Origin of the sequence: Roseovarius sp. MMSF_3350 (genome assembly GCF_030733425.1) — a bacterium.
GTDB lineage: Bacteria > Pseudomonadota > Alphaproteobacteria > Rhodobacterales > Rhodobacteraceae > Roseovarius.
This window is the reverse complement of record NZ_JASHIZ010000016.1, coordinates 83,927-103,430: the sequence shown is the minus strand read 5'-3', so window position 1 is coordinate 103,430 and position 19,504 is coordinate 83,927. Positions and strand designations below refer to the sequence as shown.

Annotated in this window: 20 protein-coding genes and 1 other RNA gene; 6 read left to right on the top strand and 15 right to left on the bottom strand. The window is 64.6% G+C overall.

The genetic code is table 11. From position 1 onward, the window contains the following. Positions 1–323: 323 nt before the first annotated feature. The 8 genes from RBB31_RS15330 to RBB31_RS15295 form a co-directional block, all read right to left on the bottom strand. Complete coding sequence (locus tag RBB31_RS15330; protein WP_306130173.1) at positions 324–1,256, bottom strand: lysophospholipid acyltransferase family protein; 933 nt, start codon at positions 1,254–1,256, stop codon at positions 324–326. A gap of 31 nt (positions 1,257–1,287) precedes the next feature. After that, the gene (nthA, locus tag RBB31_RS15325; RefSeq protein ID WP_306130172.1) at positions 1,288–1,938 is read right to left on the bottom strand and encodes a nitrile hydratase subunit alpha; all 651 of its coding nucleotides are present in this window, start codon (positions 1,936–1,938) and stop codon (positions 1,288–1,290) included. A 1-nt stretch (position 1,939) separates the two neighbouring features. Then, positions 1,940–2,212, bottom strand: a complete 273-nt coding sequence (locus RBB31_RS15320; protein ID WP_306130171.1) for an SH3-like domain-containing protein — start codon at positions 2,210–2,212, stop codon at positions 1,940–1,942. Continuing rightward, entirely contained in the window at positions 2,209–2,511 is a 303-nt protein-coding gene (locus tag RBB31_RS15315) for an SH3-like domain-containing protein (protein ID WP_306130178.1), read from the bottom strand. Before RBB31_RS15315 ends, RBB31_RS15320 begins: the two co-directional genes overlap by 4 nt. A gap of 121 nt (positions 2,512–2,632) precedes the next feature. Beyond that, positions 2,633–2,857, bottom strand: coding sequence for a hypothetical protein (locus RBB31_RS15310; RefSeq protein WP_306130170.1), 225 nt, complete (start codon positions 2,855–2,857; stop codon positions 2,633–2,635). Positions 2,858–2,939: 82 nt separating this feature from the next. After that, positions 2,940–3,350, bottom strand: coding sequence for a hypothetical protein (locus RBB31_RS15305; RefSeq protein ID WP_306130169.1), 411 nt, complete (start codon positions 3,348–3,350; stop codon positions 2,940–2,942). Then, positions 3,326–5,098 carry a DNA polymerase III subunit gamma/tau gene (locus RBB31_RS15300; RefSeq protein ID WP_371931335.1) on the bottom strand — a complete coding sequence of 591 codons (1,773 nt, stop codon included), beginning with the start codon at positions 5,096–5,098 and terminating at the stop codon, positions 3,326–3,328. The genes RBB31_RS15305 and RBB31_RS15300 overlap by 25 nt, the downstream gene beginning before the upstream one ends. Positions 5,099–5,174: 76 nt before the next feature. After that, positions 5,175–5,567, bottom strand: coding sequence for a YidH family protein (locus RBB31_RS15295; protein ID WP_306130168.1), 393 nt, complete (start codon positions 5,565–5,567; stop codon positions 5,175–5,177). Positions 5,568–5,665: 98 nt separating this feature from the next. Between RBB31_RS15295 and RBB31_RS15290 the strand changes: the two genes are divergently transcribed. Together RBB31_RS15290 and RBB31_RS15285 are read left to right on the top strand one after the other, a co-directional pair. After that, positions 5,666–6,496, top strand: coding sequence for a neutral zinc metallopeptidase (locus tag RBB31_RS15290; protein ID WP_306130167.1), 831 nt, complete (start codon positions 5,666–5,668; stop codon positions 6,494–6,496). A gap of 12 nt (positions 6,497–6,508) precedes the next feature. Beyond that, positions 6,509–6,991, top strand: coding sequence for a protein-tyrosine phosphatase family protein (locus RBB31_RS15285; RefSeq protein ID WP_306130166.1), 483 nt, complete (start codon positions 6,509–6,511; stop codon positions 6,989–6,991). A 134-nt stretch (positions 6,992–7,125) separates the two neighbouring features. Here the strand turns inward: RBB31_RS15285 and dctP are convergent, their stop codons facing one another. Genes dctP through RBB31_RS15270 form a run of 3 tightly spaced genes read right to left on the bottom strand, consistent with a single transcriptional unit; the run spans position 7,126 to position 10,093 of the window. Continuing rightward, on the bottom strand, positions 7,126–8,211 hold the full coding sequence (gene dctP / locus RBB31_RS15280; RefSeq protein ID WP_306130165.1) for a TRAP transporter substrate-binding protein DctP: 1,086 nt from the start codon (positions 8,209–8,211) through the stop codon (positions 7,126–7,128). 26 nt (positions 8,212–8,237) lie between these two features. Next, the gene (locus RBB31_RS15275; protein ID WP_306130164.1) at positions 8,238–9,563 is read right to left on the bottom strand and encodes a TRAP transporter large permease subunit; all 1,326 of its coding nucleotides are present in this window, start codon (positions 9,561–9,563) and stop codon (positions 8,238–8,240) included. Next, positions 9,560–10,093 (bottom strand): TRAP transporter small permease subunit, encoded by a 534-nt coding sequence (locus RBB31_RS15270; RefSeq protein WP_306130163.1) that lies wholly within the window; start codon positions 10,091–10,093, stop codon positions 9,560–9,562. Before RBB31_RS15270 ends, RBB31_RS15275 begins: the two co-directional genes overlap by 4 nt. A gap of 437 nt (positions 10,094–10,530) precedes the next feature. Here RBB31_RS15270 and RBB31_RS15265 point away from each other — a divergent pair, with 437 nt between their 5' ends. Beyond that, complete coding sequence (locus tag RBB31_RS15265) at positions 10,531–12,309, top strand: histidine kinase N-terminal 7TM domain-containing protein (protein WP_306130162.1); 1,779 nt, start codon at positions 10,531–10,533, stop codon at positions 12,307–12,309. Positions 12,310–12,453: 144 nt separating this feature from the next. On the opposite strand, the gene ffs is transcribed toward RBB31_RS15265, so the two are convergent. Together ffs and RBB31_RS15255 are read right to left on the bottom strand one after the other, a co-directional pair. Then, positions 12,454–12,552, bottom strand: an RNA gene (ffs, locus tag RBB31_RS15260) — signal recognition particle sRNA small type. A 9-nt stretch (positions 12,553–12,561) separates the two neighbouring features. Next, complete coding sequence (locus tag RBB31_RS15255; RefSeq protein ID WP_306130161.1) at positions 12,562–14,550, bottom strand: bifunctional 2',3'-cyclic-nucleotide 2'-phosphodiesterase/3'-nucleotidase; 1,989 nt, start codon at positions 14,548–14,550, stop codon at positions 12,562–12,564. A 205-nt stretch (positions 14,551–14,755) separates the two neighbouring features. Here RBB31_RS15255 and nudC point away from each other — a divergent pair, with 205 nt between their 5' ends. Both nudC and RBB31_RS15245 read left to right on the top strand, forming a co-directional pair. Beyond that, positions 14,756–15,712, top strand: a complete 957-nt coding sequence (gene nudC, locus RBB31_RS15250) for an NAD(+) diphosphatase (RefSeq protein ID WP_306130160.1) — start codon at positions 14,756–14,758, stop codon at positions 15,710–15,712. A 77-nt stretch (positions 15,713–15,789) separates the two neighbouring features. After that, positions 15,790–16,257, top strand: a complete 468-nt coding sequence (locus RBB31_RS15245) for an SRPBCC family protein (RefSeq protein WP_306130159.1) — start codon at positions 15,790–15,792, stop codon at positions 16,255–16,257. A 75-nt stretch (positions 16,258–16,332) separates the two neighbouring features. Here RBB31_RS15245 and RBB31_RS15240 read toward each other — a convergent pair whose 3' ends face one another. Then, positions 16,333–16,866 (bottom strand): hypothetical protein, encoded by a 534-nt coding sequence (locus RBB31_RS15240; RefSeq protein WP_306130158.1) that lies wholly within the window; start codon positions 16,864–16,866, stop codon positions 16,333–16,335. Between the two features lie 333 nt (positions 16,867–17,199). Beyond that, a complete protein-coding gene (locus RBB31_RS15235) occupies positions 17,200–18,033 on the bottom strand; it encodes a prephenate dehydratase (protein WP_306130157.1) in 834 nt (277 codons plus the stop codon). Between the two features lie 140 nt (positions 18,034–18,173). Here RBB31_RS15235 and RBB31_RS15230 point away from each other — a divergent pair, with 140 nt between their 5' ends. Next, positions 18,174–19,445, top strand: coding sequence for a cytochrome c family protein (locus RBB31_RS15230; protein WP_306130156.1), 1,272 nt, complete (start codon positions 18,174–18,176; stop codon positions 19,443–19,445). Positions 19,446–19,504: the final 59 nt, after the last annotated feature.

Genomic DNA, 19,504 nt, shown 5'->3' with positions numbered 1-19,504 from the left:
CCCCGCCGTGTCGAAGCGGCAGGGGGACGAGGCGCAGACCTCATCGCGCGCGGCAGGTGGTGGAGCCTCCGGCGGGAGCATTGTCAATAAAAAAATTAATTAGTGTCAGTCGGTTAAGTGAAATGGGCTTAAGGATATCCCTCTTCCTGTCCACGTTCGACCCTGCACTTAAACTCCTAGGTGCGTCTTCCATAGAGTTGCTACAGAAAATTAAATGAGGCTTTCGATACAAAGGGCGCACAGTTGCCGTTCGCGAACACCGGGGTGCTCGAGGAGCTGGCCCCTCGACGAAAATTAGAGCGCGGCGCAGCCGCACCTTTGTATCAGGCCTTCTCGTCCAGCTCGCGCAGGTAGTCGGCGCCGCGGTCGGCCAGCGGGCCGGTGCCGTCTTTCCAACGGCGGTGGATCCAGAACCATTGTTCCATGTTGTCGCGCACGGCCGCTTCAAGGCGGGCATTGAATTCGCGGGTCATGGTGACCGGGTCGGAATGGGCGATGGGTGTTTCGGTGTGGATGGTGAAGTGGAGGCCATCGGGGTCGCGCAGGCCCCAGACCGGAACCAGCAGCGCATCGAATTTCAGCGCCATTTCGGCGGTGGCGAGCGAGGTGAGGGCCGGCTTGCCGAAGAAATCGAGGGGCACGCCGTCATGGGCGTTGAGATCGTTGAGGATCGCCAGCACGCCGCCCGAGCGCAGGTGCTTGACCATCTGCATCATGCCCTTGCGGCCCTGTTCGAACATCGGCTCGGAGAGCGCGGCCATGGCGCGGACGTAATGCGCGTTGAAGGGGCGGTTGGCCATGGGGCGGTAGAAGACGCCCATGTTGAAGCCCTGTTCCATCATCGCCATGCGCGCGGCGTTGAAGCTGCCGAAATGGCCGGTGACGAAGATGACCGGTCGGCCGGAATCGCGGGCGGCGCGCACATCCGGCAGGCCGGGGCCGACCACCGGCGACTTGCGGGCATGGTCGGGGAACTCGGGCGAGTAGAGCTCCATCATGTTGCGGCCGGCATTGTCGGGCACGCGGCGGGCGAGCGTCTCGATATCGGCCTGCGACAGGTCGGGACGGACGAGGGCGAGGTTGTCGCGCACGCGTTTGCGGTAGCCCGCGAGTGGCGCCAGCACCCGCGTCGTCAGCCAGGCCGCGAAGGGGATGCGCCAGCGATAGGGCAGCAGGCGGGCCATGCGGATGGGCGCGACGAGGGCCGCGCCGGTCAGGCGTTCGACGAGGGGGATCTTTTCTGGCGCGCTGCTCATGGGCAGGAGATACGCCGGGGGCGGGGCTGCCTCAAGTGTTTTCAGGCGCGAGGGGCAGGCCGGTGCCGATCATGGAGTCGCGGGTGACCAGCTTGGCCAGCGCGGCCTCGGTGATGTCTTCGGTGCCCGGGGGACGGGCGGGCAGGACGATGTAGCGCATGTCGGCGGTGCTGTCGTGGACGCGGATGCGCGTGGTCTCGGGAAGCTCGAGGCCGAATTCGCGCAGGACCGCGCGGGGTTCGCGGACCGCGCGGGAGCGGTAGGCGCGGGTCTTGTACCAGTCGGGCGGCAGGCCCAGGAGGTTGCGCGGGTAGCACGAGCAGAGCGTGCAGACGATCATGTTGTGGATGTCGGCGGTGTTCTCGACCGCCACCAGGTGCAGGGGGCCGATGTCGAAGCCCATTTCGCGCGTGGCATCGCCGGCGTTTTCCATCAGCCGGGCCTTGAAGGCGGGGTCGGTCCAGGCGCGGGCGACCACGGCGGCGCCGTTGGCGGGCGAGCGGGCATCCATCGTGTCGATCTGGGTGGCGATCTCGGCCGGGGTAAGGTGGCCCTTTTCGATCAGGAGTTCGCGCACGGCGATTTCCATGCGCTGGAAATAGGTGAGGGGGGCGTCGTTGTCCTGCCGGTAGGGGTGGCCGGAGGGCGAGAGATGATCGTGGTCATGGTGGTCGTGGGGCATGTCAGGCCTCTTCGAGCCAGTGGTCGTAAATCTCGGCATCCACTGTATCAGCGGGGTTTTCCGCCGCGTCGCCCCAAAGCTCGGCCATGGTGAAGCGGACGCGGTAGAGGGTCTTTTCCGGGGCGGGCAGGCCGTAGGCGAGCTGTTCGGGGCTGCGAAAGCGGCCCAGGATGCGCTCGACCTCGCCGGTCTTGCCGCGCAGGTAGAAAGGCGCGCGGACATGGCCCGGAGGATACATGGCCTTGACGCGGACGCGGTTTCCTTTCGGGGTCATTCCTGCGCCTCGCCATAAGTGGGGCCGCGGCGGGCGACCTCTTCCATGCGCTGGCCCAGTTCCTCGAGCGTGTAGACGCCCGCCTCGATGAGGTTCTGGTTGGTGGCGGCGATCCAGCGGTCGTAGTAGCTGAGCGTCTCGAACGCGTCCTCGCCCATGTCCTCGAGCGCGCGGCGGAGGCCGTCGACGGTGAAGAGACCCTTGGCGCCGCAGAGCACCATGAGCGCGTCGACGCGTTTTTCCCAAAGCGCGAAATCGTGGCCCTCCATCGCGATGGGGCCGGCGGATCGTCCGCCCATGTCGTGCCAGCGGTGTTCGGGTGTATCTGTCATGCGCCGAAGGGTAGGACGGTGGGGCGGCGCGTGTCCATGGGGATTGCGCCAGCGCGTGGGTTTTCACCCACCCTACCAGGCCGGGTTTTCAGGAAATGTAGCCCTCGCCGTTGCAGAGCCCGCAGCGGGTGGTCTTGCGGCCGAAGCAGCCGTCGCAGCGGTCGTGGACGGGTTTGCCCAGGCGGTCCAGGCGCCGGTGGGTGGTGCCGCGGCCGAAACAGATCTGACAGGGTGCCTGGCCAGAGCCGGTGCAGCGGTGGCACCGGCGCAGCCGCGCGTGTTCGCGGGAAGGTCTGTTGAAACCGACTGACATTTTTTCGCCTTTCGCTACTCCGGCGCAGGTGCCTAGCATGCGTTTGGGGCGATTCTTGGGCGGTGCGCGGGATGCGCGCGGGTCAGGCGCGAGGCGTGTCGTCCTTGGGTTTGCCGGTGTAGAGCAGCAGCCCCACGCCGACGGCCATGACGATGGCGATATAGAGCGCGGGCGAGCCGATGCAGCCTTCGGCGGCGGCCGCGGGGCGCTGGCCGCCGGTGGGATCAAAGAGGGTGAAGGCCGAGACAAGCAGGCTCCAGCCGACGAAGACGGCGAGCGCGCCCCAGGCGCTGCGGAAGCGCAGGACGAGGGCGGAGGCGAAGAGCAGGACGAGGGAGGCGGGAGAGCCGAAGAGCAGGACCGCCTCTTCCCACGCCGGAACCGGGGCGCCGTCCCAGCCGGGACGGACCTTGGCGCAGACGTCCTGCGCGCGGGCGGCCACGGGCAGGGTCAGGAGCGCGGCAAGGATCAGTCCTCTTCGAAGGGGTCCCATTCCTCGTCCACTTCGGGCAGCGCGTCGGCCTGGGCCTCCGCGGCGATGTCCTCGGGCGTGCGGATCTCGTCGATGCGGGCCTCGGGGAAGGCGGCGAAGACAGCCTGGACCAGCGGGTGTTCGCGGGCCTGCGCCTCCAGCGCGTTGCGGGCGGCGTCGCGGATTTCGGCAATGGTCTCGGCGCCGCCCTCGTTGACGACGGAAACGGCCCAGCGGTTGCCTGTCCAGTTCTGCAGGCGGGTGCCGAGGCGGGCGGCGAGGTCGCGCGGCGCGTCCTTGGTCGGCACGAATTCGATGCGGCCCGGCTGGTAGGCGGCGAGGCGTAGCGAGGTCTCGACCTCGACCAGCAGTTTCACGTCGCGGTGGGCGCGGATGAGTTCGACGACGTGGTCGAAGGTGGGATAATGCGCGAGGGCGGCCTCGGCCTGGGTGGCGAGCGCGGTGACGCCGCCGCCGTTGCGGCCGCCGTTACCACCTCCGGTGGTGTGCGTCGGGGCGTATCCGCCGGCCTGCGGCGCAGGTGCGCCGTGGCTCGCGCTGCCATTGCCGCCGCCGGGCGGTGTGGGCGCGGGACCCGAGGGCGGGTTGTCGCGCAGGCGGCGCACCAGATCTTCGGGCGTGGGCAGGTCGGCCACGTGGGTGAGGCGGATGATCGCCATCTCGGCGGCCATCATGGAATTGGGGGCGGCGGCGACCTCTTCCAGCGCCTTCAGCAGCATCTGCCACATGCGGGTGAGCACGCGCATCGGCAGGGCCTCGGCCATCTGGCCGCCGCGGGTGCGCTCATCGGGGCCGATGGTGGGGTCCTCGGCGGCCTCGGGCGTGATCTTGACCACGCTGACCCAGTGAGTGACCTCGGCCAGATCGCGCAGGACCGCCATGGGGTCGGCGCCTTCGGCATATTGCGACGACAGTTCGGTCAGGGCGCCCGCCGCATCGCCCTTCATGATGAGGTCGAAGAGGTCCATCACGCGGCCGCGGTCGGCAAGGCCCAGCATGGCGCGGACCTGTTCGGCAGTGGTCTCGCCCGCGCCGTGGGAAATCGCCTGGTCCAGGAGGGAGGTGGCGTCGCGCGCCGAGCCTTCGGCGGCGCGGGTGATGAGGGCGAGCGCGTCCTCGGCGATCTGGGCGTTCTCGTTGCCGGCGATGCGGCGCAGGAGGTCGAGCATCACCTCGGGTTCGATCCGGCGCAGGTCGAAGCGCTGGCAACGCGAGAGGACCGTCACGGGAACCTTGCGGATCTCGGTGGTGGCGAAGATGAATTTCACGTGGGCGGGGGGTTCCTCGAGCGTCTTCAGCAGCGCGTTGAACGCGCCCGTGGACAGCATGTGAACCTCGTCGATGATGTAGACCTTGTAGCGGGCCGAGGCGGCGCGGTAGTGCACGCTTTCGATGATTTCGCGGATGTTGCCGACGCCGGTATTCGAGGCCGCGTCCATTTCCAGCACGTCGACGTGCCGGCCTTCCATGATCGCCTTGCAATTTTCGCACTGGCCACAGGGATCGGTGGTTGGGCCGCCGTTGCCGTCGGGGCCGATGCAGTTCATGCCCTTGGCGATGATCCGGGCGGTGGTCGTCTTGCCGGTGCCTCGGATGCCGGTCATGATGAAGGCCTGCGCGATGCGGTCGGCGGCGAACGCGTTCTTGAGCGTGCGCACCATGGCGTCCTGCCCGACGAGATCGGCAAAGGTCTCGGGGCGGTATTTCCGGGCCAGGACCTGGTAGCCTTTGTCTTGGGTCTCGCTCATGCAATGCCTTTTGGGATTCGGGTTTCCGGGCAGAGTAGAGGCGGGACGCGCCGGGGTCCAGCAGGCGGTGAGGGGGTCAGAGGCTCCAGAGGATGGCGCCGGTGGCAAGGGTGGCCAGCGTCATCAGGCTGGCGAGCAGGGTGAAGTTGCGCGTGGGCATGGGCGCGGCATCGTGATTTTCCATGCGGCGCATTGTTTTGCGCGCCTGTATGCGGGCGGCCCAGAACACCACGATGGCGATCCCGAGAAACGCGCTGGCAACGGCCTTGGCGGCCCAGGTGGGCTCGAACTCCCCGAAGACGGCCTTGAGACCGATGGCGACGGCGACCGCGCCCAGGCCGGTGCCCATCCAGCTGTTGAAAGTGCGCTCGTTGGCCAGGATCGTGCGGTCCGAGGCCCAGTCGGTGCGCTCCTCGGCCCATTCGGTCTTCTTGTCCAGTTCGTCGGAGTTGGTGTCGTCCTGGGGCATTCCCGTCTCCTTGCGGATTGTCCGTATGAGATTCAATATATCCGACAGAACGAAAACCGGGCTATGTTGGTTGCGATACATCGTGCTTGGGGGGCATCATGCGGTTGAAAGGGTTTCGGCGCAGCCGGAATGTGGAGGATCGGCGGGGCATGGGCGGCGGCGGTCTGCGCCTTGGCGGTGTCGGGCTGCTGATCGTGCTGGCAATCGGGTATTTTACCGGGATCGACATCACACCGTTGCTGGAGGGTGCGGGCGGCCAGCAGACCGCCCCGCGCGAGATCAGCGCCGAGGACGAAGCGGCGGCAGAGTTCACCTCGCGTGTTCTGGCGACCACCGAGGAGGTCTGGGACCGGGTGTTCGAGGCACAGCTTGGCAGGGAATACGTGCCGCCGGTGCTGGTGCTGTATTCGGGGGTCACGCAGAGCCCCTGCGGCGGAGCGTCGGGGGCGACGGGGCCATTCTATTGCCCGGCGGACCGCAAGGCGTACCTGGACACGGAGTTCTTCGGCACGCTGTCGCGGGACCTGGGGGCGAAGGGGGATTTCGCTTCGGCCTACGTGATTGCCCACGAAGTGGCGCATCACGTGCAGAACGAGCTGGGCATCCTGCCGCAGGTCAACCGCGCGCGGCAGCAGGCAAGCCCGGTGGAGGCCAACCAGTTGACGGTGCGGCTGGAGTTGCAGGCCGATTGCCTGTCGGGGGTCTGGGCACGGTCGGTCGAGGGGCTGCTGGAGCCGGGCGACATCGAGGAGGCGCTGAACGCGGCGCGGCGGATTGGGGACGATCACTTGCAGAAACGCGCGGGGCGCGTGCCGCAGCCGCATACCTTTACCCACGGCACGTCGGAACAGCGGTCGCGCTGGTTCGCCACCGGTTACGAGAGCGGCGACCTGCGGTCCTGTGATACGTTCGCGGCGGACCGTCTCTGAGGAGCCGGGAGCATGTCGAACTTCGTCATATACGCGCTGCCGGTGGCCGAGGGGATCCTTGGCATCGCGCCGATGCCGGGGCGGGGTGGGCACTGGGCGGACGACTTGCAGCATCTGGCGGACTGGAAGCCGGCGCTTGTGCTGTCGATGACGACGGTGTCCGAGCAGGTCAGTCACGGCCTGTCGGATTTGGGTGCCGAAATCCAGGACAAGGGTACGCGGTGGATCCACCTGCCGGTCGAGGACATGGGGGTGATCGCGCCCGAGCGGATCGAGGACTGGCATGTCGCCAGCAAGACCGCGCTCAGCGCGCTGCAAGGCGGGGGGCGCGTACTGATCCACTGTTTCGGTGGCTGCGGGCGGTCGGGCATGGCGGCGCTTCGCCTGATGGTGGAGGCCGGCGAGGACGCGGACGCGGCGCTGGCACGGCTGCGCGCGGTGCGGCCCTGCGCGGTGGAAACGAACGAACAGTTACAGTGGGCGCGGGCGGGCTGAGGCCCGGGCAAGATCTTCTTTGAAAAACTCTGTTGGCGGTGCTTTATCCGGGAGCAGTATGGACAAGGCTTGCAAATTCAAATGCAAAATGCCCGCCTTGAGGCGGGCATTCGGTTCAGTCTTGTTCAAGGAGTTCAGCCTGCGCAGTCTCGCAGTGCGGCAACGTCCGGGCCGTTGGGCGTGCGCCCAAGGTTGAACGGGGCCGAGGCGTCGCGCCATTGGGCATAGTCCTCGAGATATTCCACCATGCTGAGATAGACCTTGGCCGAGTTCGGGTTCTCGCAGGCAGTCTCGACGATCACCTCATTCGCCATCTGCTGGACTTGCTCCAGAGTTTCGTCGTCGTAGCGGTTGATCTCGACGGCTTCGTCGAACTTGGCATAGGCCTCGGTGGCGCGTTTTTCGGTGAAGGCCAGCGACCACAGCAGTGTCGCGTCTGCCGCGATCTGCAGTTTCTCCTGGGTCTCGGGGCTCAGCGCGTCCCAGGCGGGCTTGTTGATCATCACGCCGAACACGGAGGCCGACTGGTGCCAGCCAGGTGTCGCCCAGTATTGGGTGACCTGTTGAAAGCCGCCCGACCAGTCGACATTGGGAGTCGAGAACTCGGCACCGTCGATCACGCCGCGCTCGAGCGACTGATAGATTTCGCCGCCGGCCATCGACACCTGGTTACCGCCGAGCCGCTCGAGCAGCTTGCCCTGCTCGAGGCCCGAAAGACGCAGCCGCTTGCCCTGCAGGTCTTCCAGATTGACGATCGGCTCGTTGGTGCGGAAGCCGGATTCGTTGTTGGTCACGCCGTAGGGCAGGTAGACCATGTCGAACTGGCCGTAGATCTCGTTATAGAGTTCCGCGCCGCCCCATTGCTGAATCCAGTTCACGTAGTCGACAGCATTGAAGAGGCTGGGGGTGGTCGCCAGCGGCGAAAAGGCGGCGTCGCGTCCGGCCCAGTAGCCGGGCCAGTCCGCGCCGGCCTGGATCGTGCCGGATTCGACAGCACCGAACACCTCGCCCGAAGGGACGAGAGCGCCGCCTTCGAAGAACTCGATGGTCAGCTCGCCTTGCGTCAGCTTGTTGGCCAGGTCGACAAAGTGCTTGTCGGTTTCGATCAGTTCCAGAGACGAGGGCCAGGTGGTGGTCATCGTCCAGTTTTCCTGCGCCGTGGCATGGCTGGCCACCGCTGTCGCGGCCGCGGCCGCCAATGTTATCACCTTCATAGTCATGGTCTCTCCCTTTTCCATGGTTGAGGTTACTGGGTATAGAGGACGTCCGGCAGCCATGTGACCAGCGCCGGGAACAGGGCGACGAGCAGACACATCACTACGATCAGCGCGATGAACGGCAGAACGCCGCGAATGATCGCGCCTGTGCGCAATTCCTTGGGCGCAATGGCCCTGAGGTAGAACAGCGCATATCCGAATGGTGGTGTCAGAAACGAGGTTTGAAGGACCACCGCCATCAGCACGACGAACCACAACAGGTTCACATCGGGCATTTCCTGGATGATGGGCAGGAAGATCGGGAAGGACAAGAGCACGATCCCGGTCCAGTCGAGGAACGCGCCCAGGATGAACACGATCACCATCATCATGGTGATCAGCATCCACGGTTCCATGTCCAGGGTCCGGATGATCTCCTGTGTTGCTCGCAGACCGCCGGTAATATTGAAGACGCCGGTGAACGCGGTCGCCCCCACCACGATGAAGAGGATCATCGCAGAGGTCCGCCCGGTTTCGAGCATCGCGCCGTAGAAACTGCCAAGCCGGAACCGGCCACGCGCAATCACGATGAGGAGCGCCAATGCTGCGCCGATGGCCGACGCTTCGGTCGCGGTGGCGATCCCTGCCAGAAGTGACCCGAGAATGCCGAAGATCAGAACCAGCGGCGGCAGCGCCTCGACCACCAGCATACGCAGGAGCGTGGCGCGTTCGACTTTCTCTTCGGGTTCGACCGCCGGGGCCAGGTCCGGTCTTATCACGGAAATGAAGTAGACATACACGGCATAGCTGAGCCCGAGCATGACACCGGGGATCATCGAGCCGGCAAAGAGTTCGCCCACCGACAGGGGCGAATAGCTTGCCATCAGGATGAGCATGATGGACGGCGGAATGAGGATGCCGAGACAGCCAGATGCGGCGATCACCCCGGCGGTGAGCGAAGGCGCGTAGCCGTATTGCAGCATCGGGCGCAGGGCCATGACGCCCATGACCGTGATCGAGGCACCGATGATGCCCGTTGTCGCGGCCAGAAGAATCGAGATGAAAACCACCGCAAGGGCAAGTCCGCCCCGAACCTGGCTGAGCAGCAGGCGCAGGGTTTCGAACATTCGGTCCGTTACGCCTGAATCCGACAGGAACCGCGCCATGAGAACGAAAAGCGGAATGGCTATAAGGGTGTAGTTGTCCAGAACGTCGCCGAAGATCCGGTTGATGACGATGCCCAGAACCATCGGCTTGCCCGCGATGATCGCAGTCAACACGGCCGTGCCGCCCAGGACGAAAGCCAGCGGATGCCCGAGGAACAAGCCCGCCAGCAGCAGGCCGAACATCAGAACCGCGATAAATTCGGGATTCATTCAGAGACCTCCTGCCGGTCGAAGATAATTTTCAGAACCTCCGAGATCCCTTGCAGCAGCAAGAGCCCCGCTGCCACGCACATGGCCATCTTGAGCGGATAGACCGGCATCTGAATGGCGCCGTATGTCACTTCGCCCTGCGACCAGGAACGCATGGCGAATTCCCAGGATCGGGTCAGAAAGACCCAGGCGAACGGAAAGAAGAAGATGACATAGCCCAGAAGGCTTATGATGCGCTGCGCGTTGTGGCCGAATCTTTCCGTCAGGATGTCGACGCGCACATGCGCGTTGTGCCGCAATGCGTAGCCCCCGAGCAGCACGAAATAGAAGCCGAACAACTGCTTGGAAACATCAAAGGCCCAGCGTGTCGGCTCGCTGAACACGTAGCGCAGAACGACGTCATATATGATGATCGCCGCGAATATGATCGCCAGAACAGAGACGATCCTGCCGACTATTTCGTTCAAGCCGTCGATTGCACGCACCAGAACCACTGCGATGTCTCCTCCCTGGTGATCCGCGAATGTCATGGTGCCCTGCAACCACGATCCCCGTCTCCGGCACGACCATCGGGCAATTCGCATGGAAGTGCAAGCGATCGGGGAAGGCCGTGTAAGTCTATGCTTTTATTGTGTTAAACTAAACCTGGCAGTCCCCGCTGGAGATTGGATTCGAGCGTGATGCGCTCAAACCGCAGAATACGCGGTTATGAATAAGCAGATTGTCATAGGGGGTGCTGGATCGAACCTTGCCTGACTTCAAACGAAACTTGATAGGACCTGTCGTGGAACCGATCTGTCGTACACTGGCCGCTGCATCCCTCGCCACTCTCCGCATAGAAAACGTGGAGTAACTGATGGCATTTTTGGCCCGCACCACCGAGGTTGGAGCAAAAGGTCACCTTGACGCCGTATTCTAAGCAAATTCGAATGCTCTTGTAATTTGATAACCAGCAGTTGGGGACTCCATGGCTTGCTTTGAAAGAGCATTGATAGACCCGGTCTTTCTAGTGGCCGCGGCGGTGATCGCACTTGCTGCATTCACCATGATCTGGACCCTCAAATCGCAGGATTTCAACGGAAAGCGTTTCTACGCGCTCACCTTCATCGGTGTCATGTGGACTCTTCTCTGCGTTGGTCTCGAAGCGGCGTCAACGACGTATGTCTGCAACATGCAATGGGCGACGGTCGCCTGGCTGGGGCACGGATTGGTGACGATCTCGTGGTGTTACTTTGTCTTCAATTACGTCGGAAACGCCAAATGGGTCCGGACGCGTCGTGCAACTGCGCTCTTGCTTGGCCTCACGCTGGGAATATTTGCCCTAGTCGCCACAAACTCATGGCACCAGCTCGTCTATACCGAGGGCACGATACTTCCGGTCGGAAGCGATCAAATCGAATACGTTCACGGGCCGGGTTTCTACACGATCATCGCCTTGCTCTACACCTTCGTCATGGCCACCTTCGTTTGCCTGATTAGGGGGTTTGTCCGGGCCAGGCGCAGCGCCTGGCCACTGCTGAGCATGCTGAGCGCCATCACCTTGTCCCCGCTGGTGGTGAACGCCGCCTATATCGGTCTGGACTTCACCTTCTTCGGTCTCGATCCCACCGCGTTCATGTTCTCGCTGGGCGTTCTGGCTTTTTCCTGGATGCTGGTGGTGAGCAAGACGATGGACATGGCCGCGGTCGGTCAGTCGGTCCTCTTCGATACGAGCAGCGAACCGGTCGTCCTGATCGACCGCAAGCGAAACATCGTGCTGATGAACGCCGCTGCCCGCAAGCGCGAGCTGAACAATGGCAACAGTCAAATGCTGCGCGATCTCTTCGCCGGGCAGGACGAACTGGCCACTGGCGCCGATGGCTCTCATCTGCGCATTGGCGACCGGGACTACGAACCCCGCATACAAAAGGTCCGCAATCCATTGAACCCATCGGACGCCATTCTTGGATGGAGCGTGACCCTGGTCGACGTCACCGACCGCATGGCGATAAATGCCTCGTTGCAGGAGGCCCTCAGTGCCGCCGACGCCGCCAACCGCGCCAAGGACGAGTTCGTCTCGGTGGTCAGCCACGAGATGCGCACGCCGCTGACTTCTCTGAAAGGCGGTCTCGCGCTCGCCCTTGGCGGTCATATCGGCGAGATGAGCGACCAAATGCGCTCCCTGCTGGAGATCGCCCACCGCAACGGTCTTCGCCTGTCACGCCTGATCGACCAGATTCTCCTGGCGCAGAAGATGGATATCGGAGCACTTCAACTGGAGGAGGATACTGTCGATCTCGACAGGCTTCTTACCGACAGTATAGAGGAAAACCGCATCTTCGCCGCAGAGCGCAAGGTAACGCTTGTCAAGACATCGGCTGTCTCACACGCGTTGGTCCAGGGCGACGCCTTCGCCATTCGCCAGATCATCGACAACCTTCTGTCCAACGCCATCAAGTTCTCGCACGAGAACGGCACCGTCGAAGGCGCGTTGCATATGGCCAATGGCAGGCTGCGCTTGTCGATCAAGGATGCCGGCCACGGCATCCCCGACGGGATGGAGGACCGCGTTTTCGGACGCTTCGGACAGGTCGCCAACCAGACCCAGCATTCGACGCAAGGCTCGGGCCTGGGATTGCACATTTCCAAACGGCTGGCCTGTCAGATGCAGGGCGACCTGACCTATGACAGCACCGTGGGCGTCGGAACGAATTTTCACCTGGAATTCACCGCGATGGAGCAGAATGAAGACCGGTTGGCCGGCTAGGCCAATGAGCGGGCGGCCGAGTTTCAGGCGAAAAATTGCGGCGGCGCTGAACGGTCGGGGCGCAGGGCTGGTCTGTGTGGGCCTTTCGGGGATGCGGTGCATCCCCTTTCGGCCGACGTAAACCGGACTGCGTCCGGTTTACTTGGGTGAGAGGCTGGACAACGACCCAAGCGGGGCTCGTTACGGCTGCTTCCTTCCGGACCTGACCGGGTTGGCGAGGCGCCTGCCCGCGCCAACCTCTCACCCGGTTATCTAGGATGTATGCCAGGGATTCGCAAGATCTGCCAGTTTCGCAAGCGGAATCGCTAGCTGCAGGAACCCGGCCGGATCCAGGCCGATTTCGCGGGCGCCCAGTGCCGCCAGGTCGCCCGGGTGATTGCGCACGCCCGGGCCTGTCCCCAGCAAAACGGTTGCATCGCGCGGGCCGTCGAGGTGCCAGCTGTCGCGAGAGGGCCCGGTGCTGTCAGACCCGTTCTGGACGAGATACGCGGTGAGATGATCGCGGACCGGGCGGGAGCAGCGGTGCACCACCATGCGGGGCGCGGCGGCGGGATAGGGGCCGCCGCCGAAGGCGCGGAAATTGTTGGTGGCGACGCAAAAGACCGCGTCGCGCGCCAGCGGCGCGCCGTCGCGCGTGAGGTCGCGGATGCGGGCTGCGCCGGGGTTCAGCAACCGGCCCTGCGGGTCGTAGCGCGGCGGTTGCGCCAGGTCGATGCGGTAGCCGAGGCCGGAAATCGTGTCGAAGGCATGGCTGGCGAAGGCGGGGTTCCACAGCGGCTGCGGCGTGTCGCCCCGGCCCGGCAGGACCTGGTGAAAGCACGAGGCGGCGCGTTCGAGCCAGTCGGCGATCTGGGCGCCGGTCAGGCGCAGGCCGATCAGGGTGTTGGGAAAAGGGTAGAGCTCGGCCATGTGCCCCAGGGTCAGCGGACCGGGGGGGATGTCGATGAAATCGCCCGGGCCGGCATGGCCGCCGGATTTGAAGCAGGGCGTCGCGGCCAGCACCGGGAGGTGCGCGTCCTCGGTGCCCTCGAGCGCCGCGATGAGCGCGGCGGTCTTGGCTTCGAGCACCGGACGGACCGAATTGCTGGGCCGCGCCAGGGCGAAATAGCTGTGAATGGCATGGTCGGTGTGCGCGACGGCCCGGGACGTGATCTTGAGCGTGGCCATGTGAGCCGGATGCACGACGGCGGAAAGGTCCGGGTCGGCGGCGGCCGGGGCGCTGTCATCGGGGTACGCCACCGGGCGGGCGTGGCTGTGAAAGGCATGGACCGACCAGCGGGCCGTCTTGGCATCCTGCACAAGGCAGAGATCGAGCACACCCAGATGCGAGCCGCGATACCCCGCCATGACCGCGGGAACCCCGGCCAGGGTGCCGGCGTGGTGATCGACCCCCGGGGCAGGCGGAACGGCCGCAGTCGTGTCGGGAAACACCTGATGACTGTGCCCGGCCAGAACCGCGTCGATTCCCGGCACGGTGGCCAGTGCGAGGGCGGCGTGTTCCTGGGCCGGATCGGCCGTTTCGGGCGCGGACGTGGCGAGGCCTATTCCGGTATGGGCCAGTGCGATGACGATCTCGGCGCCGGCGTCGCGCAGGCGGGGGACCTCGATCATCGCGGTCTCGACGATGCCGCGGGTGGTGACACGGCCCGCAAGGTGCTGGTGATCCCACGTGGTGATCTGCGGTGGCAGCAGGCCCAGCACGCCAATGCGGATTGTGTGTTCATTGCCATGGCTGTCGCGCAGGACCGAGGGCAGGATGACGGAGGGCGGGCGCAGGGGCACAGGCTCGGGCCCGACCCTCACCGCGTTGGCGCAGAGCACGGGGAAGGAGGCGTCGGACAGGGCCCGGGCCAGCCAGTCGAGACCGAAGTTGAATTCGTGATTGCCCAAGGTGGCGGCGTCGTAGCCCAGCCGGTTCATCGCCGCGATGACAGGCGACGGGCCGGTCCAGTCGCTGTCCGGCCCGGTGCCGATATCCGCGAGCGCGGAGCCCTGGAGGAAATCGCCGTTATCGAAGAGCAGGCTGTTGGCGGCCTCGGCGCGGGCGCGGGCGATCAGCGTGGCGGTGCGGGCCAGGCCATAGCCCGACACCTGCGTATCGCGGTGATAGTCGTAGGGTGCCAGATGGGCGTGGACATCGGTGGTTTCCAGCAACCGCAGCCACACATGCCGCTCGGGCGCGGGGCACTCCGTGGATGCGGGCGCGTACGGCCATGTCTGGTCAAGCGCGTCGTCACTCATAAGCTCTGCCGAAATCTTCCCCGCCCCGGCCTCTCGCCGGGTAGCGCCGACCTTGGCACAGGCGACAGAGGGCGGCAATCGCCTTTTGGTTGATATCACTTATTTAGGATCGCGCTTTGATTGGGTGCCTGCGAACGTGCGCAAGTTGGTGCCGCTTGCCGTCGGCGGGGGGCTGTGGCAGGTCTGCCGCCCAAAGGAGATGCGCATGCGTCATGCTGAAACGGTCACCTTCGGCGGATCGGGTCTGGACCGGGCCGCCGAACTGCGGGGCACACCGGAGGAGATCGCGGCCGCGCCGCGCGACGTCGTGCTGTTGTGGCGCGGCAAGCCGCTGGTCGAAGGGCCGGGGCTGGACCGGCTGGTGCGGTTGCCGGTGGATCATCCGGTGCTGTCGCAGGCCGATCCAGAGGCAGTGCTGCTGGGGCGGCAGGAAGACGGGCGTCTGATCGAGGCGCGCGAGTTGGTCGACTGGGACCCCGAGGACGTGGATCCGGCCCAGATGAACAGTTTCGTGGACGTGACCGAGCAGCGCCATCCCCTGATGCGCGAGACGGAAGTGTTTGCCGAATTGCGCCGGGTGATGACCCGACTGAGCCCGCGCGACGCGGAACTGGCGGCGACGGCCAAGGGCGTGCTGCACTGGCATGTCAGCCACCGCTTCTGCGCCCGGTGCGGCGCGCGGAGTGCGCTGGCGCAGGCGGGCTGGCAGCGTTTGTGCCCGTCCTGCGGCGCACATCACTTTCCACGGACCGATCCGGTGGTGATCATGCTGATCACCCATGGCAACAGCGTGCTGATGGGGCGATCGCCGCATTGGCCCGAAGGGATGTTTTCGCTGCTTGCGGGCTTTGTCGAACCGGGTGAGACGATGGAGGCGGCGGTACGCCGCGAGGTCCGCGAAGAGGCGGGCGTCAAGGTGGGTGCGGTCGAATATCTGGCCAGCCAGCCCTGGGCGTTTCCGGCGTCGTTGATGTTCGGCTGCCGGGGCGTGGCGCTGAGCCGGGAGATCACCATCGACCCGGTCGAGATCGAGCAGGCTATGTGGGTCAGCCGGGAGGAGATGATGCAGGCCTTTGCCGGGGCGCATTCCGTCCTCAGCCCCGCGCGAAAAGGTGCAATCGCGCAATTTTTGCTGCGCAACTGGCTGGCGGATACGCTATAACGCCGGTAATCGACAGTTTTCCGGAACCCAGCCCGGCGCGAAAGACCGGAGGGGACAAGAGAAGAAGAGGCGCAGATATGAAGTTCGTGGCCCACGAGGATGTAGAAGCCCCGATCGAGTTCGTGTTCGAGCAGGTGACCGATTTTGCTGCGATCGAACGGTCCGTGTTGCGGCGCGGAGCCGAAGTGCAGCGCGTCGACGACCTTGACACAACGCAGCCGGGCATGAAGTGGGACGCGGCCTTTACCCTGCGGGGCAAGCGGCGCGAGATGCAGTTGGAACTGACCGAACTGGACCGGCCCAATGGCCTGGTCATTGCATCGCGCTCGCCCAACATGGGCGGCAAGATGGTGCTGGACCTGGTGGCGCTGTCGCGGTCGCGCACGCGGATCAGCGTGGTGATCGACATGGCGCCCAAGACGCTGGCGGCGAAGCTGCTGGTGCAGTCGATGAAGCTGGCGAAGGGTAACCTGAACAAGCGGTTCAGCCTGCGTGTGGCGGGCTATGCCAAGGAACTGGAAGACCGCTACAAGAGCATCGCCTGAGGACGGTGGCGGGCCGAGCGCAAAACGGGTCGCCTAGGAAGGCGACCCGTTTTCCCGTTTCAGGCAGGGCCGGTATCAGCCCAGCTGATTGTCTTTCTCCTGGTCGAAGTAAGGTGCGCCATAGCCGTAGGCCAGGCCCAACTGGTTGTCCTTCTCTTCATCGAAGTAGGGGGCACCGAAGCCGAAGCCCAGCTGGTTGTCCTTATCTTCGTTGACGAAGGGCGCGCCGTAGTTGGAGGCGAGGCCCAGCTGGTTGTCCTTCTCTTCATCGAAGTAGGGAGCGCCGAAGCCGAAGCCCAGCTGGTTGTCCTTCTCTTCGTCGAAGTAGGGAGCGCCGAAGCCGAAGCCCAGCTGGTTGTCCTTCTCTTCGTCGAAATAGGGAGCGCCGAAGCCATAGCCCAGCTGGTTGTCCTTCTCTTCGTCGAAGTAGGGAGCGCCGAAGCCATAGCCCAGCTGATTGTCCTTTTCTTCATCGAAGTAGGGAGCGCCGTTGGTCAGGACGCCGCTGTTGAGCGGGGTGCTGTGCTGGCCCAGGACGTTGACGACCTGAAGGGCGGCGGCGGGGGTGGCGAGAGCTGCGATGACCGCGACTGTACTGATGATACGCATGACGTGTTCCTTTCTTTGTTTGTGTCTGGGCGGCGCGGTCCGTCCGCGTCGTCTGGCAGCAAGATGGAGACACGCAGGGCACCGCCACAGGGGGGCTCCGCTTCTCGTTACTGGCGCTTCACGTGAATGCACAGAAGCGTGAGAAATGCTGTGGTGATGCTCTCGCCCTGCGTGTTCTGCGCGCGCAGATCTTTTAAAAATAACTGTAAAACAAAGAAAAATACTGAAACATACAGAATGTGCACACACGCACGAAATTGGTGCGGTTTTGAGCGTGACGGTACGTTTGTAACAATTGACGTGCCGACGCGCGGCGCGGCCGGTCGTTCCGGCTCAGTGGCGACGCGGATCGGCGGGATAAACGCCCAGCAGCGTGACGTCGGAAGTGAAGTAGTCCAGTTCTTCCAGCGCCAGCTTGACGCCGGGGTCGTCGGGATGGCCCTCGATATCGGCGTAGAACTGGGTCGCTGTGAAGGAGCCGCCGACCATGTAGCTTTCGAGCTTCGTCATGTTGACGCCGTTGGTGGCGAACCCGCCCATCGCCTTGTAGAGCGCGGCGGGAATGTTGCGGACCTGAAAGACGAAGGTGGTCATCATGCCGTCATCGCCGCGGCGGGAGTGGTCGGGCTCGCGCGACATGACGAGAAAGCGGGTGGAATTGTTGCCCTCATCCTCGATCTCGCGGGCGAGCACGTCGAGGCCGTAGATCTCTCCGGCCAGTTCCGAGGCCAGCGCGGCCATCTCGGGGTCGCCGGCCTGGGCGACCTCGCGAGCCGAGCCGGCGGTGTCGGCGCCGGTGACGCGCTGGATGTCGTGCTGTGCCAGAAACTGGCGGCACTGGCCCAGGAGCATGGTGTGGCTCTTGGCGCGCTTGATCTGTTCGAGCGGAACCCCGGGCAGAGCCAACAGGTTGATGTGCACGCGCACGAAGGCCTCGGCAATGATGTGCAGGCCGGAATCGGGCAGGAGGTGGTGAATGTCTGCCACGCGGCCGAAGGTGGAGTTTTCGACCGGCAGCATGGCGAGATCCGCCTCGCCCGAGCGGACCGCCTCGATCGCGTCCTCGAAGGTGCGGCAGGGCAGGGTATCCATGTCGGGATAGGTGTCGCGGCAGGCCTGGTGGGAATAGGCGCCGGGCTCTCCCTGAAAGGCGATGCGTTTGGTCATGTGATTGGTTCTTCGCCCGTTTTTTACCATTTCCCGCTTAATTTTGCCGAGGGCGGGCGTTTGGTCGCGGAAACTACACCTTGCACCGCCCGAGGGGAAGCGGATAGATACCGCGCGAGAGATTAAGATGGAAGCGGGCTATGTTTGACACAATGACCTTCACAAAGATCATGGGGGGCCTTTGCGGCACGTTCCTGGTCTTTCTTCTTGGCAAGTGGGCTGCGGAAGAAATCTATCACGTCGGTGGCGGGGGCCACGGCGAGGAGCATCAGGCGGCCTATGTCATCGAGGTGGACGAAGGCGAAGGCGGCGGTGAGGAAGAAGAGGAAACGGTGACGTTGGCCTCTCTCTACTCCGAAGCTGACGTGGGCGCGGGCGAGCGCGTGTTCGGCAAGTGCAAGGCCTGTCACCAGGCGGAAGAGGGCGCGAACGGCGTCGGCCCGCATCTGTACGGAGTGGTCGGGCGCGATGTCGGGGCTGTCGATGGCTTCAGCTATTCCGGAGCGCTGAGCGAGGCGGCGGACGTGTGGACGCCCGAGAACCTGTATGCGTTCCTCGAAGATCCGTCGGGCTATGCGCCCGGGACGTCGATGAGCTATAACGGATTGGCCAAGCCCGAGGACCGCGCCAACGTGATCGCCTTTCTCGATCAGACCGATGGCGACATGACCGAGGTTGCCGCCGAGGAAGGCGCTGAAGAGACCGCGTCGGCCGAGGAAGGCACCGAGGAAGAGGCAACCGAAGAGGCGTCTGCCGAAGAGGGCACGGAGGAGGACACCACCGAAGAGGCCTCTGCCGAGGAAGGTTCCGAAGAGGAAACCACCGAAGAGGCGTCGGCCGAAGAAGGTTCCCAAGTGGACACCACTGAAGAGGCGTCTGCCGAGGAAGGCGCTGAAGAGGAAGCCACGGACGAAGCTTCCGCCGAGGGCGGCTCTGACGAGGGAGCCACCGATGAGGCCGCTGCCGAGGAAGGCTCTGACGAGCAAGCCGCCGAGCAAGCCGCAGCCGAGGAAAGCGCCGAAGAGGGCGGCTCGGAAGAGCAGGCCGCCGAGGAAAGCTCGGGCGGCGAGGGCGAAGGATCGGCCTTTGCCGAACTGGTCGCTGCCGCGGACGTGGCAGATGGCGAGCGGGCGTTCCGCAAATGCGCCGCCTGCCACAAGGCCGAGGAAGAAGCCAACGGCGTCGGCCCGCATCTGGTGGGTGTGATCGGTCGCGACATCGCATCGGTCGATGGCTTCAACTACTCCGACGCGCTGGCGGGTCTCGACGGTGCGTGGACGGCCGACGAGATGAACGCGTGGCTGGAAGATCCCAAGGGCTATGCGCCGGGCAACAAGATGGCCTATCGCGGCGTGCGCAAGGAAGAAGAACGCGCGGCGCTGGTCAAGTACCTGGAATCCACCGGCAACTGAGCCGAGACAATCTGACGACCAGGCCGCCGTTCCTGTCCGGAGCGGCGGCTTTTTTATTG

Bases quoted from the DNA above. Each gene is read 5' to 3' on its own strand.
- RBB31_RS15290 (WP_306130167.1), top strand. From the start codon at position 5,666: ATGCGGTTGAAAGGGTTTCGGCGCAGCCGGAATGTGGAGGATCGGCGG.
- RBB31_RS15330 (WP_306130173.1), bottom strand. From the start codon at position 1,256: ATGAGCAGCGCGCCAGAAAAGATCCCCCTCGTCGAACGCCTGACCGGC.
- nthA (WP_306130172.1), bottom strand. From the start codon at position 1,938: ATGCCCCACGACCACCATGACCACGATCATCTCTCGCCCTCCGGCCAC.
- RBB31_RS15305 (WP_306130169.1), bottom strand. From the start codon at position 3,350: ATGGGACCCCTTCGAAGAGGACTGATCCTTGCCGCGCTCCTGACCCTG.
- RBB31_RS15230 (WP_306130156.1), top strand. From the start codon at position 18,174: ATGTTTGACACAATGACCTTCACAAAGATCATGGGGGGCCTTTGCGGC.
- RBB31_RS15240 (WP_306130158.1), bottom strand. From the start codon at position 16,866: ATGCGTATCATCAGTACAGTCGCGGTCATCGCAGCTCTCGCCACCCCC.
- nudC (WP_306130160.1), top strand. From the start codon at position 14,756: ATGCGTCATGCTGAAACGGTCACCTTCGGCGGATCGGGTCTGGACCGG.
- RBB31_RS15265 (WP_306130162.1), top strand. From the start codon at position 10,531: ATGGCTTGCTTTGAAAGAGCATTGATAGACCCGGTCTTTCTAGTGGCC.
- RBB31_RS15285 (WP_306130166.1), top strand. From the start codon at position 6,509: ATGTCGAACTTCGTCATATACGCGCTGCCGGTGGCCGAGGGGATCCTT.
- RBB31_RS15310 (WP_306130170.1), bottom strand. From the start codon at position 2,857: ATGTCAGTCGGTTTCAACAGACCTTCCCGCGAACACGCGCGGCTGCGC.
- RBB31_RS15295 (WP_306130168.1), bottom strand. From the start codon at position 5,567: ATGCCCCAGGACGACACCAACTCCGACGAACTGGACAAGAAGACCGAA.
- RBB31_RS15255 (WP_306130161.1), bottom strand. From the start codon at position 14,550: ATGAGTGACGACGCGCTTGACCAGACATGGCCGTACGCGCCCGCATCC.
- RBB31_RS15275 (WP_306130164.1), bottom strand. From the start codon at position 9,563: ATGAATCCCGAATTTATCGCGGTTCTGATGTTCGGCCTGCTGCTGGCG.
- RBB31_RS15320 (WP_306130171.1), bottom strand. From the start codon at position 2,212: ATGACCCCGAAAGGAAACCGCGTCCGCGTCAAGGCCATGTATCCTCCG.
- RBB31_RS15235 (WP_306130157.1), bottom strand. From the start codon at position 18,033: ATGACCAAACGCATCGCCTTTCAGGGAGAGCCCGGCGCCTATTCCCAC.
- RBB31_RS15300 (WP_371931335.1), bottom strand. From the start codon at position 5,098: ATGAGCGAGACCCAAGACAAAGGCTACCAGGTCCTGGCCCGGAAATAC.
- RBB31_RS15315 (WP_306130178.1), bottom strand. From the start codon at position 2,511: ATGGGCGGACGATCCGCCGGCCCCATCGCGATGGAGGGCCACGATTTC.
- dctP (WP_306130165.1), bottom strand. From the start codon at position 8,211: ATGACTATGAAGGTGATAACATTGGCGGCCGCGGCCGCGACAGCGGTG.
- RBB31_RS15245 (WP_306130159.1), top strand. From the start codon at position 15,790: ATGAAGTTCGTGGCCCACGAGGATGTAGAAGCCCCGATCGAGTTCGTG.
- RBB31_RS15270 (WP_306130163.1), bottom strand. From the start codon at position 10,093: ATGACATTCGCGGATCACCAGGGAGGAGACATCGCAGTGGTTCTGGTG.